This window comes from Paenibacillus sp. S-38, from assembly GCF_049942825.1.
GTDB lineage: Bacteria > Bacillota > Bacilli > Paenibacillales > NBRC-103111 > Paenibacillus_G.
Genome location: NZ_CP187970.1, coordinates 5319105 through 5333631, shown reverse-complemented (window position 1 = coordinate 5333631; position 14527 = coordinate 5319105). Strand labels below are relative to the sequence as shown.

The window sequence follows — 14527 nt, the reverse complement described above, 5'->3', positions numbered from 1 at the left end:
ATGAGCATGAACGGCGCCAAGCCGATGGCAAAACCCAAGAGCAGCTCCCAAGCCCTGAGCTTCAAACGCTTGAAGCCGTTTCTATATCATCTGATCGTCGGGGGCCTGGCCCTGGCGATGATCTATCCGATCCTGTGGCTGGCGAGCTCGTCGCTGAAGCCCAACAGTGAGATCTTTGCGAACGCCTACAGCCTCATCCCGAGCACGCTCGACTTCTCGAACTATACCAGCGGCTGGAGAGGCTTTGCCGGCACGACGTTCGGCACCTTTTTCAAAAACTCGTTCATCATCGTTATCATCTCGACGATCGGGGCGGTCGCCTCTTCAGCGCTCGTGGCCTACGGGTTTGCCCGGATCAATTTCAAATTCAAGAGTTTCTGGTTCGCCTGCGTCATGATGACGATGATGCTGCCGCACGACGTCACCGTTATCCCGCAGTATGTCATGTTCGCGAAGCTCGGATGGCTGTCTTCGTTCAAGCCGCTCATCGTGCCGAACTTCTTCGCGACGCCGTTCTTTATCTTCCTTATCATGCAGTTCATCCGTACCATCCCGCCGGAGCTTGACGAGGCGGCAAAGATGGACGGCTGCTCCAAGTACGGCATCTTTTTCAAAGTGGTGGTGCCCCTGATCGTGCCGGCGCTCGTGACCTCGACGATCTTCTCCTTCTACTGGAGATGGGATGACTTCATCAACCCGCTGCTGTACCTGAACCGTCCGGAGCTCTACCCGGTTTCACTGGCACTCAAGCTGTTCCTTGATGCCGAGTCCATCAACAACTGGGGCGGGATGTTCGCCATGGCGACACTGTCGCTGCTGCCGATCGTTATCGTGTTCTTCGTCTTCCAGAAGTACATCGTGGAAGGGATCTCGACCAGCGGTTTGAAGTAGGGTGCGCCGCTCGGAGAACAGGAGAGGATTTTCCGGCATACGGACAACTCCGTAACCTATAGCATCCCGCACCAGGCCTGGGTCGGCACGTTGATTCGTGTCCGGCTCTTCCTGTTTCACATCGGCAATATGTTCGGCCGCCAGGATGACCTTGTCGACGGCATCAAACCAATTACCACGGTCACGTGGACTTCCTGCTGGCCCCACGCACGAAGCGGTGGACAGCTTGAACGGCGTGCCGGCCGGCACGGCTGTAATGAACGAGCCAAGGGGGCCTGCCGCGAGATACCATATAAGCGCATGCAGGGCTGAGGCCATGGGCCGCGCTGACCTTATCCGCTTTGCTGCTGGACTGTCGGAACCGGTGGCGCCGGCATGCTGTACAGAGCCGGTGCGGTCAGATAACGGAAGGAGAGAAAATCGAGATGCCTGCGCTTCATCAGTTCGACTTCGGTTCGGGAGCGCCCGAGCCGGGGTATACCAAGATCACTCATGAGTCGCTCTACCGTGAGGAGCTCGGATACGGGTTTACGGATCTCTCCCGGGTTGCTTCGAGGGAGAGAGGGGAGCCGGATACCCTCCGGGGAGGCTTCTGCATCCCGCTCGGAACCGCATTTGTCGTGGATGTCCCGAACGGCATCTATGACGTTGCCCTGACGATCGGCGATGCGATCGCTCCGACCGAGACCAGCGTGAGGGCATGCAGCCGGCCGGTGCTGCACAAGGTCCGCACCGAAGAAGGCCAATTCACGAAGCGCAGCTTTGCGGTACATGTGAAGGATGGCCGGCTGCGGCTGACCTTCTCGGGCTCCGCGCCGAGAATCAATGCGCTTGTGATTACGCCGTCGCCAAGCACCACAGCCGTGTTCCTGGTCGGCGACTCGACGGTTACCGACGAAGGGGAGGATAACTTCCCGTACGCGGGGTGGGGCATGATGCTGTCGACGTACTTCAAATCGGGCGTGGCGGTCGCCAACTATGCCAAGTCCGGCCGCAGCTCGAAGAGCTTCCATGACGAAGGGCGCCTCGCACCGGTACTGGAAGCGATGAAGCCCCATGATTACCTGCTGATCCAGTTTGGACACAACGACCAGAAGACGGACGCCGAGCGGCACACGGACCCGGCGACGACGTACAAGGAATGGCTGAAGGTCTACATCGATGCGGCAAGGGAGCGGGAAGCGCACCCGATTCTCGTGACATCGGTGCACCGCCGCTATTTTGCTGAGGACGGGACGTTGATCGACACGCACAAGGAGTATTTGACTGCGGTGAGAGAGCTGGCGGAGGAGGAAGGCGTCCCGCTGATCGATCTCGCGGAGAAAAGCCGGCGCCTGTTCGAGGAGCTTGGACCGGAAGCGACGAAGTCGATCTTCCTGTGGGCGGCGCCGGGCGAATATGCCACGCTGCCGGATGGGGCGGAGGACAACACGCACTTCCACGAGCGCGGAGCGGCGAAGATCGCCGGCCTTGTGGCGGAGGGGCTGAAAGAGCTCCAGCTTATGCCGCTGATGGTGTACATGAAATAAAAAAAAGCGGAGCACATCTTTGAAGCCCGTCGGTCCATGCAGCTTCGATCTTCAGCTTGCAGGGAGACGGGCAGCGACTTACGTTCATACAGCAGGAGAAGCCAGCGGTTATGCACGGCATCACTAAGACGAATAGAACCATACAAACAGTACGCAGTCTTCCGGGGGAGGACTGCGTGTTGATCTAAGGAGGAGGGGATCCGGCTATGAGTTATTTTCCGGAAGAGCAATCGGCGTATGCCAGGTTCGGTCCAGTCGTGGAGGAGGTTCTTACGGCGATCGCGGGCCGCTATATCGGAGAGCACGGCAGGCTGGGGCCGGTGTACCGGCTGTTCAGCAGGGAAGCGTTCCTGCGCGAGGAAGACTACCGCTATGTGATGGATCTGGATGCAAAGCTGGAAGGGCTCCGCGAAGGGCAGTTCGCGTACTGCTGGTCCCGTCTGTGGAGTGATAAGGATGCGGAGATCCCGCTCAGCCTCTCGTGCTTCTCGCCTGCGCGTGTGTATGTGAACGGCGTGCAGGCTTTTGCCTCCAACCTGAACGATGACGTCTTCCCGGACCGCCGCTGCTGGTTCCGTGCCAAGGTCCGTCCCGGGTGGAATCACATCGTGCTGCGGTTGACGAAGACGGCGACCGGCTGCGGGGGAAAGTTCGGCACGGGCTCGATCAAGGGAGCGCCGCTGCATGTTCTCGTGCCGCTCGAAGACCGCGCAGGCCAGGAGGGCTGGGTATACAGCGGTCCATTCGGCGAAGAGTTGAAAGCGCTCCCGGGATCGGAGGCGTGGGATATGACGGCTGCCGAAGCCGGAGAGATCGTCTGGCACCCGCAGCAGGCTTGGACGGAGAACGAGCGGGCGGCAGGCGTGTTCGGGCGCCTCTACGGGGAGCGGACGGGGAGCCAGGCCTGGGCGTGGACACGGATCCGCAGCCGGCGGGGGACCGCGCAGGAGATCAGGCTGAGCGGAACGCACGAAGGCGGCCTGACGATGTATGCCGGCGGACGGGAAGTGTATGCGGCGTCATCGTCCGGCGTATTCACGGTCACACTGCGGCTGCCTTACGGCGAACATGATCTGCTCGTCCGATCGACCTGCGGGGGAGCGAAGTGGGGCTTCGAGCTGGATCTGCCGGCGGAAGCGTCGGGCGCGGTTTTGCAGCCGCCGAAGCGGGTCGAAGGGCTGCAGGGGCCTTGGCTGTACCTCGGTCCGTTCCCGGCAGGACATACACCGAAAGCGGAAGCGATTCCACAGCTCGAGCGGCCGTTCGACGATGGCGCAGACGGCATCTTTTGGCGGGCCGACCTGCCGGACACTCATGTCCGCATCTACCTGGAGACGCCCCTGTTCGGGCGCTGGAACTATCCGCTCGGCGTGACGCTCTACGGGCTGCTGCAGACGGGGGTGGAGCTCGGCCGCAGCGACATCGAGCAGTATGTGCTGGATCACATCGGCCAATGTGCGGCACTTCATGACTACGCGCTGTGGGACAAAACGCAGTTCGGCGCTCCTGGCATCAACCACCAGCTGATCTCGATCGACTCCCTCGATGACTGCGGCTCCTTCGGCTCGACGATGCTGCTCGCCATGACCCGCCGGGAGCTGCCCGGCGGCCGGGCGGCGGCGGACCGGATCGCGCATTACATCTCGGAGGTGCAGGACCGCAGGCCGGACGGCGCCCTGTTCCGGGTGCACGGCAGCACGGATTTCATGCAGGACACGATGTGGTGCGACGATCTGTACATGAGCGTCCCGTTCCTGTGCAGGTATGCGGGACTGACCGGGGACACCCGGTACCTGGACGATGCGGCGCGCCAGTTCCTGCTCTATAAGAAGTACATGTATATGCCGGACCTGCAGATCATGTCCCATGTCTATGACTTCAAATTCGACAAGCCGAACGGCATCCCATGGGGCCGGGGGAACGGCTGGGTGCTCTTTTCGCTGACCGAGCTGCTCGCGGTGCTGCCGGAGAACCACCCGCAGCGATCCGATCTGCTGGAGTTCTTCCGGGAGCTGAGTGCCGGCTATCTGAAGCTTCAAGGGGAGCGCGGACTGTGGCACCAGGTGCTGACGATTCCGCAGTCATACGAAGAGTCGTCCTGCACGTCGATGTTCGTCTATGCGTTCGCGAGAGGCGTCCGCTTCGGCTGGCTGGAGCAGCCCGAGGTGTACACGGAAGCGGTCTTCCGCGGCTGGGAAGGGCTCAGCCGCTATGCGGTCGATGTCCGCGGGAACGTGCACGGCGTCTGCCGCGGCTCCGGCTACTCGTTCTCGTCGTCATATTACAAGGATGAGCTTCTGCCCCTCCTCAATGATACACATGGTATCGGAATCGTGATGCTCGCGGGTATCGAGACGCGCCGGCTGGAGGAGCATCTGCGCAGCGGCTCGCAAGCCGAGGTGACCGCACAGGCGTAGGCTGCGGCACGGTGGGGGCAGCAACGGGAGGACATAGCTGTCGGACTGCCGTAGCCGCCTGCATAATCTGCAGAGGCTCACCGGTAACCACCCAGGCGCAGCGCTGCTGCAGAGACGGATATAGCCGCCGAACTGCCGAAGCCGACTGCAATTACGTATCAGCTCGCCGACAGCAGAGAAGGCACGGCAAGTGTAGAAAACAAGCTGCCCTCCTATGAAACGATCTGCACGATTTGCAGCGCCTAAGCCGGCACTTCGGTAACCGCGCAGGCTAAGAGCGCAGCTGAAGCTCAGATGCGGCGGCCCTTCACGTACAGCAGCTAAAGAATCCGGCGCTGAATCGTCCATGCCGACCGTTATGGGGATGTCCTTCCGAACTTCTCGGGCGGCGGAGACGGCATCTTGTCTTACCTTTTTGCAGCCGGATCACGATCGTCTTCGTGATCCGGAATTCTACCAGCGAGGAGATATCTTTTTGACAGCGACCGTTATGCGAAGCATAACGGAACGCAAAAAGATATGCCCGAGCGATGAGCACATCAAGTCCATTTTGCGACAGGCGGTGAGACTATGCTTCCCAAAGGTCGTCACTTTCGGAAAAGCCTCATTCTCATATTGATTATCACCTCGATTCCCGGCCTCATTACCGGCGGGGCCATCTACTGGTTCACCGCCGGCCGGATCGAGAGCGAGCTGGTGCAGCTGCACAAGAACCAGATCGCGAAGCGGGCGGAAGGCATACAGGGGCAGTTCTCCTATTTGGAGCTGTCCCTTTCGCATTTGGCTTTCGACCCGAAGCTCGATTATACGCTCGCACAGACGGATCTTATGCGGAATTTTACCGTGACCCGGGATTTGTACAAAACGCTGCTGCTGACACAGGGGGCGCTTCCGCTTGTGGACCGCATGGAGCTGTTCGTCGAAGGACAGGTGCCCGCGCATTTCTCCCCGGACTTCAACCTGCTTGTGACCGAAGAGGAGAGGCAGGCATGGAAGCCGCTGCTGAAGCCGGGCACCCCGGTGTATTGGACCCGGCTGGACGATCCGGACCACAAGGAGAAGGCGCCCTCCCTGGCGATCGTCCACCAGGTGCCGGGCGGTTCCACGACGCCCTTCGGCGTGGTGCTCTTCCGGCTGAACGAAGCCCGCGTCGTCGAACAGCTGCGGACCCTGACGCCGTATGAAGAAGGCGAAGCGTTCCTCCTCGCAGAGGACGGCTCGGTGCTGGCCTCGTCGGACGCGGGACCGCAGCCGTCGCCGCTGCTGGAGAAGCTGCGCACGGCAGTCCTGCAGCGCACGGCGGGGGAGACCTCGTTCAAGCTCGAGTGGAACGACAGCACCTACTCGGTGTCATACGGCACCTTCGACCGGCTCGGTTCGAGCTGGACCTATGTCACGGCAGCCCCGATCCACGCGATTACGGCACCGGTTGTCATCGTGTCGAAGACGATTATCGGCGTCTCGCTAGCGGGCCTGCTGCTCGGCTGCCTGCTCGCCTGGTTCGCCTCCCGGCGCATCTATTCGCCGATGGAGCGGCTCGTGCGTCTGCTTGGCGGCGAGCGTGCGCCGGAGGGCGGCGACGAGTTCGCGGAGCTCGAGAAGCGCTGGGTGCATCTTCACCGAGAGAGCGCAGACCTCCAGCACCGGCTCGAGAAGCAGCTCCCGCAGGTGAAGGAAGGCTTCCTGCTGCAGCTGATCCAGGGCCACTTATCGGCTTATCCGCAGGAGGAGCTCGCCGAGCGCCTTCGCTCGTTCGGCTGGGAGCCGGAGGGGCGCGTGTTCACGGTGATCTGTCTGCAGCTTACCGGCATGACCCGGCTTGAGGCGCAGGGGCGTTTCTCCGCTGAGGAGGAAGGGCTCGTCACATTCGCGGCGGCGAACATGATCGAAGAGCTCGCCGAGGGGGCATTCCCTGAGGCGCATGTCCTGAACTTCCATGACCTGACCGTCGGCCTGCTGATCTCGCTGACGGAGGAGGAAGCCGCCAAGGAGCCGTGGCTGCCGCTGTGCGGGAACATCATCGAAGCGATCACCGGTATCCTGCGGATGAATGTCACCGCGGCGGTGGGCCGGAGCACGCCGAATCTGCGCGAGCTGCCGGACCTCTTCGAGGAAGCGAAGGGGCTTCTCGGCTACCGCAGCTTCGGAGAGGAGAACCAGATTCTCCGTGCCGGGGATGTGTACGGTGAAGACGGAGCGGAGCGGGTGCCTTATCCGTTCACGGAGGAGAAAGAGCTGCTCCAGGCGCTTCGAAAGGGCCAGAAGGAGGAAGCGGAGACTGCGCTTGCCCAGTTCCTGAAAGCGTTAACAGATCAGGCGGCGACCGAGGGAGATTACCAGCAGGGTGTGCTGAACCTGCTCGGTGCCCTGGAGCACATGACACTGCAGAGCGGTCTTCACCCGGGAAGGCTATACGGTCACGGCAACCGGTTCGCCCAACTGGCGGAGCTGCGGGAGCCGGAGCAGGTCGAGCGGTGGTTCCGCCGCAGTATCTTCTGCCCCTATCTGAAGGAGATGGAAGCGCGAAGCGGCAGCTCCGCCCGGCGCATGATCGAGGAGGCGATCCAGTATATCGAGACCCGCTACATGCACGATATTTCGCTGGATTCCTGCGCCGATCACTGCGGCACGAACGTGTTCTCGCTCAGCCGTTCGTTCAAGAGCGTCACGGGCATGACCTTTGTCGATTACGTGACGGAGACCCGGCTCACGAAGGCGAAGGAGCTGCTGCGCGAATCGGAGCGTAAGATCAATGAGATCGCCGAGCAGGTCGGCTACCAGCACGGCTATTTCAACCGCATCTTCAAGAAAGCCGAAGGGGTGACCCCAAGCCGCTACCGGGAGATGAGCCGCGAGAGCTAGGAATGGGCAGGAAGCCTGTTCTTATGCGGTTTTGGACGCTTCACAAGATAATCCCACCCGCGCAAAAAAGTGATAAAAGGAGGGAAACGATGGAAGAACGCCCGAACTTATGCCCGGTCAAAAATCTCTCATTGCGGTGCAGCGCGTCGATCGCGGAAAATGACATCAATCCAGAGCAAACGAGTTCTGGCCACCCGCCAGGCGAGTCTATACGCATCCCATACACCCGATTACCAAAAGGAGAGTGAGATCATGGAGCATACCGGCGTTCATAAGAAAGCGAAAGCGTTAACAAAGGCACCCGCCGAAGGTTCCGTCCTCCGGCGCCTGCAGAGGGACAAATGGCTCTATGTGCTTCTGCTGCCCGGCCTGCTGTATTTTCTCATATTCAAGTACGTGCCGATGTGGGGCGTGCTGCTGGCCTTCAAGAACTACCAGCCGTTCCTCGGCTTCTGGGAGAGCGAGTGGGTGGGGTTCGAGCACTTCCGGCAGTTCTTCGCGAATCCGGACTTCGGCCGGCTCATGCGCAACACGCTGCTCCTGTCGCTGTACAACCTGGTCTTCTTCTTCCCGGCGCCGATCGTGCTGGCGCTGCTGCTCAATGAAGTGCGCGTCTCCCTGTACAAAAGGGCGATCCAGACCCTGGTCTATGTGCCGCACTTCATGTCACTTGTGATCGTGGCGAGTATCACCTACGTCTTCCTGACCACCGAAGGGGGCATCGTCAACTTGCTCCTCGAGAAATTCACGGGCCAGAAGATCGACTTCCTATCGAATCCCGAGTGGTTCCGTCCGATGATCATCCTCCAGACGATCTGGAAGGAATGCGGCTGGGGCACGATCATCTTCCTGGCGGCACTGGCCGGCGTGGACGCGGAGCAGTACGAGGCGGCCATCGTGGACGGCGCGAGCCGCTGGCGCCAGCTGTGGCACATCACGCTCCCGTCGATCCAGAGCACGATTGTCATCCTGCTCATTCTGCGCCTCGGCGATGTGCTCGACAACGGCTTCGAGCAGATCTACCTGATGAGCAATGCGCTCAACCGCGACGTAGCGGACGTGTTCGATACGTACGTCTACATGATGGGGATTACGCAGGGCGCGTTCTCCTACAGTACGGCGGTGGGGCTGTTCAAATCGGTCATCGGGGTCACGCTCGTCCTCTCCTCGAATTACCTGGCGAAACGCTTCGGCCAGTCGGGGATTTACTAGGGGAACGGAGAACTCGACTATTCTCTTCAGAACAAGGAGGCGCATCGTTATGGGCAAGCAGTACCGCACGCTGGGCGGCACAATGTTCGATATCTTCAACTACACGTTCCTCGGCGTATTCGCGCTGGTAACCGTCATTCCTTTCCTGTACGTTATTGCCGGCTCGTTCGCATCGGACGCCGAGCTGACGCAGCGGGCATTCTTCCTGATTCCGAGCACGTTCTCGATGGCGGGGTACCAGTACATTTTTTCTTCGGATACGCTGTTCCACTCCCTCGGGGTCTCGGTCTTCATCACCGTATCGGGCACGCTCGTCAACCTGTTCTTCACCGTCACCATGGCGTACCCGCTCGCGAAGCGTTCGCTGATGGGCCGCAGCACCGTGCTTAACCTCATCGTCTTCTCGATGCTGTTCGGCGGAGGGATGATCCCGACCTACCTGGTCATCAAGAGTCTCGGCATGCTCGATTCGTTCTGGGCGCTGACGCTGCCGGGCGCGATCTCTGCCTTCAACCTGATCGTCATCAAAAACTTCTTCGAGCAGCTGCCCCCGGGTCTCGAGGAATCGGCCCGCATCGACGGCTGCACCGAGATCGGCGTGCTCTGGCGCATCGTTCTCCCGCTCTCGAAGCCGGTGCTGGCAACCTTCGCCCTGTTCTATGCGGTAGGCCACTGGAACAGCTTCTTCCAGGCGCTGCTCTACATCAACGATCCGGAGAAGTGGCCGATGCAGGTGATGCTGCGGCAGATCGTCATGCTCTCCCAGTCGTCGATCGGCGACTCCGGGATGCTCGACCCGAACTTCGTCCAGCCGCCGGAGCAGACGGTCAAAATGGCCGTTATCGTGATCGCGACCATCCCGATTCTGTGCGTCTATCCGTTCCTGCAGAAGCATTTTGCCAAGGGCGTGCTGATCGGTTCCATTAAATAAATAAGAGTTTCATCACAAACCGAAGGGGAGAATCTCACATGAAAACACCATCCAAAGCTTGGCGCAAATGGACCGCCTCGTTCCTCGTCACTGTCCTGTCTCTATCGACTCTCGCAGCATGTTCGTCCGGCGGCAAGGAGGCTGCTCCGGCCTCCGGTGCCCCAGGTGGAGCCGCTTCCGGCTCGGACAGCGGCCCGTATAAGCTCAACATCATGCTGCCTACGTTCAAAACGACGTTCCCGAAGGACAACTCGCCGGTCGTACAGGAGCTTAACAAGTACTTGAATTCGGAGATGCACCTGGAGTGGGTGCCGAATAATTCCTATCCGGAGAAGCTGAACATCACGCTGGCCTCCGGCAAGCTGCCGACGATCATGGTTATCGATTCGAAGTCGCCTTCGTTCATCAACGCGGCCCGAACAGGCGCTTTCTGGGAGATTGGCCCGTACCTGAAGGACTACCCGAACCTCAGCAAGGCCAATCCGATTGTCCTGAACAACTCCTCCATCGACGGCAAAAACTACGGGATTTACCGGACCCGCGCCCTCGCGCGCAACGGCATCATGTATCGCAAGGACTGGCTGGAGAACGTAGGGCTGCAGGAACCGAAGACGATCGATGACTTTTACAACATCTTGAAAGCCTTTGCAACCAAGGACCCGGACAAGAACGGCAAGAACGACACGTACGGCATGGTCATCTCCAAGTTCACGGGGCCGTTCGAGATTATGCAGACCTGGTTCGGCGTACCGAACAAGTGGGGCCCGGACGCGAGCGGCAAGCTGCTGCCGGCGCACCTGTTCCCGGAATATATGGATTCCCTGAAATTCTTCAAAAAGCTTTATGACGAGAAGCTGATCAACGCCGACTTTGCCGTCATGGATACCGGGAAGTGGAACGATCCCGTGGTGAACGGGCAGGCGGGCGTGATCGTCGACGTGACGGACAATGCGGGCCGGCTCGAGGACAAGATCCATGCGGCGCTGGAGAAGGCAGGCAAGGATGACAAGAGCAAGCAGATCATGGATATTGTGGACACTGTGGAAGGGCCGAAGGGCAAGAAGAATCTGCCGACCTCCGGCTATGCGGGCGTGATTGCGATCTCGAAGACGGGCGCGAAGACGGAGGAAGACCTGAAGAAGGCGCTGACCTTCCTCGATAAGCTCAATGATGAGAAAGCGCAGACTCTGGCGGGCAATGGCATCGAAGGCACGCACTACAAGAAGGTCGAAGGCGGCATTGAGCCGATCAAGGACGCAGCCAAGCTCGAAGGAGAGGTGGAAGGTCTGAACCAGATGCTGACCTTCCTGCCGGAGGACCGCACGCTGAAGGTCGTTCAGACGCCGCTGCGCCAGAAGATCGCCAAGGTGCAGAAGGACGCCGAGCAGTATATCGTACCGAACCCGGCGGAGCCGCTGGTATCGAACGTGTACACCCAGAAGGGCCCGCAGCTGGACACGATGATCAGCGACGCGCGGACGAAGTTCATCGTCGGCCAGATTGACGAAGCGGGCTTCAAGGCAGCCGTCGAGCTGTGGCGCAAGAGCGGCGGGGATGACTACGTCAAGGAAATCAACGAGCTGTACGAGAAAACGAAGAAGTAAGCAGGGAGGGAAGGGGGCTTGCGGCGCTAGGGCTGCAGGCTTCCGGTCCTGCCGGGAATCAAGCTGCCCCTTAAGTAGAGTAACCTTATAAGAAAAACATGGAATTGAGAAGTTTACCATGCTATGGTTGATAAAAGGAATAAAGTGGATGCAATCGGAAACAAGCGGAAGTTGGACATGGTGTAAACGGAACCGGGAGCAGCGAGAATCAGCTGGAATGAGCCGGATTCAGCAGACCGGCGGGACAGCAGGGATCCGCAAGCCAGTGCGGTCTGAAGCGGAAGGGCAGTCAGAAGCGGCGGGAACATTCGCCGTGAAACCCAACAATGGCCTTTGTCATGGTATAGCGTGAGATGGACGCAGAGGAGGAGCAGCACATGAGCAGGGAAGCGCAGGAGCAGGATGTCAGAACGAACGTACCGGCGGAGGGAAGCAGTCGGGAAGAGGTTGTGCAGGAGCTTAGCGTTACGGCCTCTTGGCTGGGAGATGCGCCGAAGGGGGCTGCCGGAGTCACCTGGGGCGTGCCCTGGAAAGCCGGCGAGCTGAAGCGGGAGGAGCCGCTGCGGCTGGTCTCGGCCTCGGGGATGCCGCTTCCCGTGCAGAGCTGGCCGACGGCCTACTACCCGGACGGCAGCGTGAAGTGGACCGCCCATGCGGTCTCCCTTAGAGAACGCGCCGAACCCTCCTACACGCTGTCCAAAGGCGAAAGCGAAGCGCCGGTCGAGGGCGTATCGGTGCGGGAGCACGCCGGTGAGATTGTTGTGGATACGGGCCGGGCCGTGTTCACGCTTGGCACGGAAGGGGAAGCACTGATCCGCTCGATCGTGCGCGGGGAGCGGACCCTCTGCACCGGAGCCCGACTGGTCGGGTACCGGGAAGAGGAGAGCATCACCGAAGGCGCCCGGGTGACCCGGACGCAGGCGCTGCGGAGCCGGCTGCACCGCGTGACTGTAGAACAGCGGGGACCCGTCCGGGCCGTCGTGAAGTTCGAAGGGCGCCACGCCCTGCTAGGAGGCCGCAGCCCTAGGGAGTGGCTGCCGTTCACAGTCCGGCTGTATTTCTACGCCGGCCAGGAGTCCGTACGTGCCGTACATACCTTCGTCTATGACGGCGACCCGAGCAAGGATGGGGTTAAGGGCATCGGCCTGAGCTTCACCATCCCGCTCGAAGGGCCGCTGTATAACCGTCACGTGCGCTTCACGGGCGACACGGGCGTGTTCAGCGAATCGCCGAAGACGCTCATGACGATCCGCACGCAGGGGAAATACCAGGAGCTGTACCGCAGCCAGACGGCTGGGGAGAACGTCGCGTTCGACCCGGAGGAGGATGCGCGGTTCCTCTCGCTGCTCGACGACTCCGCCGTCTGGGATCACTTCAAGCTCGTGCAGCACAGCGCGGACACGTACGCGGTGTCGAAGCGGACCGGCCCCGGCTGCTCCTGGCTGAAGGCCGTTACCGGCTCGCGCTCCCGCGGCGTCGCCTACGCCGGCAGCGAGGCGGGAGGCCTGGCCTTGGGGCTGCGCCACTTCTGGCGCAAGCACCCGGCTTCGCTCGAACTCTCGGGCCTCGCCGGTGAGGCGGCGGAAGCCACGGCCTGGTTCTGGTCGCCGGATGCGCCGGCGATGGATCTGCGCCACTACGATACGACGACGCACCTGGAGTCGTCTTATGAAGGCTTCCACGAGCTGCGCAGCACGCCGTACGGGGTGGCGAATACGAGTGAGCTCACCTTGTGGTGCCTGGAGCGAACGCCGTCGCATGAGGAGTTGGACGCCATGGCCGGTTCGCTCGAACGGCCTGCACAGCTGGTCTGCGAGCCTCTGCGCTACCATGATACCGGCGCCTTCGGCGTCTGGAGCCTGCCGTCCCGGGAGACCCCGCTGCAGGCGGAGCTCGAGGACCGGCTCGACGCCGCCATCGAGTTCTACAAGTCGGAGATCGAGCAGCGGCGCTGGTACGGGTTCTGGGACTTCGGCGATGTCATGCACAGCTACGATCCGGTCCGCCACACGTGGCGCTATGATATCGGCGGCTGCGCCTGGCAGAACACGGAGCTTGTGCCGAACATGTGGCTGTGGCTGACGTTCCTGCGCACGGGCCGCGAGGATGTGTTCCGCCTGGCCGAGGCGATGACGCGCCACACGAGCGAGGTGGACACGTACCACTTCGGCGAGTACGCGGGCCTCGGCTCCCGCCATAACGTCGTCCACTGGGGCTGCGGCTGCAAGGAGGCGAGGATCTCGATGGCCGGGCTGCACCGCTATTTCTACTACCTGACGGGGGACGAGCGGACCGGCGACATCATGGAGGAGGTCGTCGACGCGGATTACACGACCGTCACGCTCGATCCGATGCGCTACTACTTCCCGAGGGACGAGTTCCCGACCCATACCCGTGTCGGTCCGGACTGGTCGGCGTTCTGCTCGAACTGGATGACGCGCTGGGAGCGCTTCGAGGATACGGCTTACCGCGACAAGCTGCTGGTCGGCTGGGAAGCGATGAAGGGGATGCCGCACCGGCTGCTCACCGGCCCGACCTTCGGCTATGACCCGAAAACCGGAGAGCTGCTCCACATGAGCGATGACAACTGGGGCCGCCATCTCATGATCTGCATGGGCGCGCCGCAGGTGTGGTTCGAGCTCGCGGAGCTGCTCGGCGACGACCAGTGGCGCGAGATGCTCGCCGAGTTCGGGGCGTTCTACCCGCTGACGCCGGAGGAGAAGGCGGCGCGCACCGGCGGCGCGATCGGCAAGCAGGGCTGGGATCATCCCGTGTTCTTCACGGTGATGATGGCCTATGCCGCAGCCCGCTACGGCGACGAAGCGCTCGCCCGTCGGACTTGGGAGATCCTGCGCGGCGACCAGCTGATGCAGCGCATCGCCCGCACGGATGAGGTGGACCGGCTGGCTTTTGTGCGGCCGCTCCGGGAGATCCCGGACGTCTCGACGAACTCGGTCTCCCAGTGGTCGCTCAATACGATTCTATGCCTGGAGCTCATCGGCCGATGGTTGGGGAGCGGGGAAGCCGGCACAGCCGGCAGGGGAGGTGAGACCGTCACAGCGTCTTCGTAAATTCGAGGCA

Annotated in this window: 8 protein-coding genes; all 8 read left to right on the top strand. The window is 61.3% G+C overall.

Features of this window, described 5'->3' with window-relative positions; all coding sequences use genetic code 11:
* The first annotated feature begins 24 nt into the window (after nucleotides 1-24).
* The 8 genes from ACP26L_RS23340 (at nucleotide 25) to ACP26L_RS23305 (ending at nucleotide 14517) form a co-directional block, all read left to right on the top strand.
* Nucleotides 25-891 (top strand): carbohydrate ABC transporter permease, encoded by an 867-nt coding sequence (locus tag ACP26L_RS23340; RefSeq protein WP_426455067.1) that lies wholly within the window; start codon nucleotides 25-27, stop codon nucleotides 889-891.
* Nucleotides 892-1316: 425 nt separating this feature from the next.
* Nucleotides 1317-2420 (top strand): rhamnogalacturonan acetylesterase, encoded by a 1104-nt coding sequence (locus tag ACP26L_RS23335; RefSeq protein ID WP_426446827.1) that lies wholly within the window; start codon nucleotides 1317-1319, stop codon nucleotides 2418-2420.
* 206 nt (nucleotides 2421-2626) lie between these two features.
* Nucleotides 2627-4837, top strand: a complete 2211-nt coding sequence (locus tag ACP26L_RS23330; RefSeq protein WP_426446825.1) for a glycoside hydrolase family 88/105 protein — start codon at nucleotides 2627-2629, stop codon at nucleotides 4835-4837.
* 615 nt (nucleotides 4838-5452) lie between these two features.
* Entirely contained in the window at nucleotides 5453-7699 is a 2247-nt protein-coding gene (locus ACP26L_RS23325) for a helix-turn-helix domain-containing protein (protein ID WP_426446823.1), read from the top strand.
* Nucleotides 7700-7951: 252 nt separating this feature from the next.
* Complete coding sequence (locus ACP26L_RS23320; RefSeq protein ID WP_426455066.1) at nucleotides 7952-8911, top strand: ABC transporter permease; 960 nt, start codon at nucleotides 7952-7954, stop codon at nucleotides 8909-8911.
* A 49-nt stretch (nucleotides 8912-8960) separates the two neighbouring features.
* A complete protein-coding gene (locus tag ACP26L_RS23315) occupies nucleotides 8961-9842 on the top strand; it encodes a carbohydrate ABC transporter permease (RefSeq protein WP_426446821.1) in 882 nt (293 codons plus the stop codon).
* A gap of 38 nt (nucleotides 9843-9880) precedes the next feature.
* Nucleotides 9881-11446: an extracellular solute-binding protein gene (locus ACP26L_RS23310; RefSeq protein ID WP_426446819.1), complete on the top strand. Its 1566-nt coding sequence runs from the start codon at nucleotides 9881-9883 to the stop codon at nucleotides 11444-11446.
* Between the two features lie 377 nt (nucleotides 11447-11823).
* Nucleotides 11824-14517, top strand: coding sequence for a hypothetical protein (locus tag ACP26L_RS23305; RefSeq protein WP_426446817.1), 2694 nt, complete (start codon nucleotides 11824-11826; stop codon nucleotides 14515-14517).
* The last annotated feature ends 10 nt before the right edge of the window (nucleotides 14518-14527 follow it).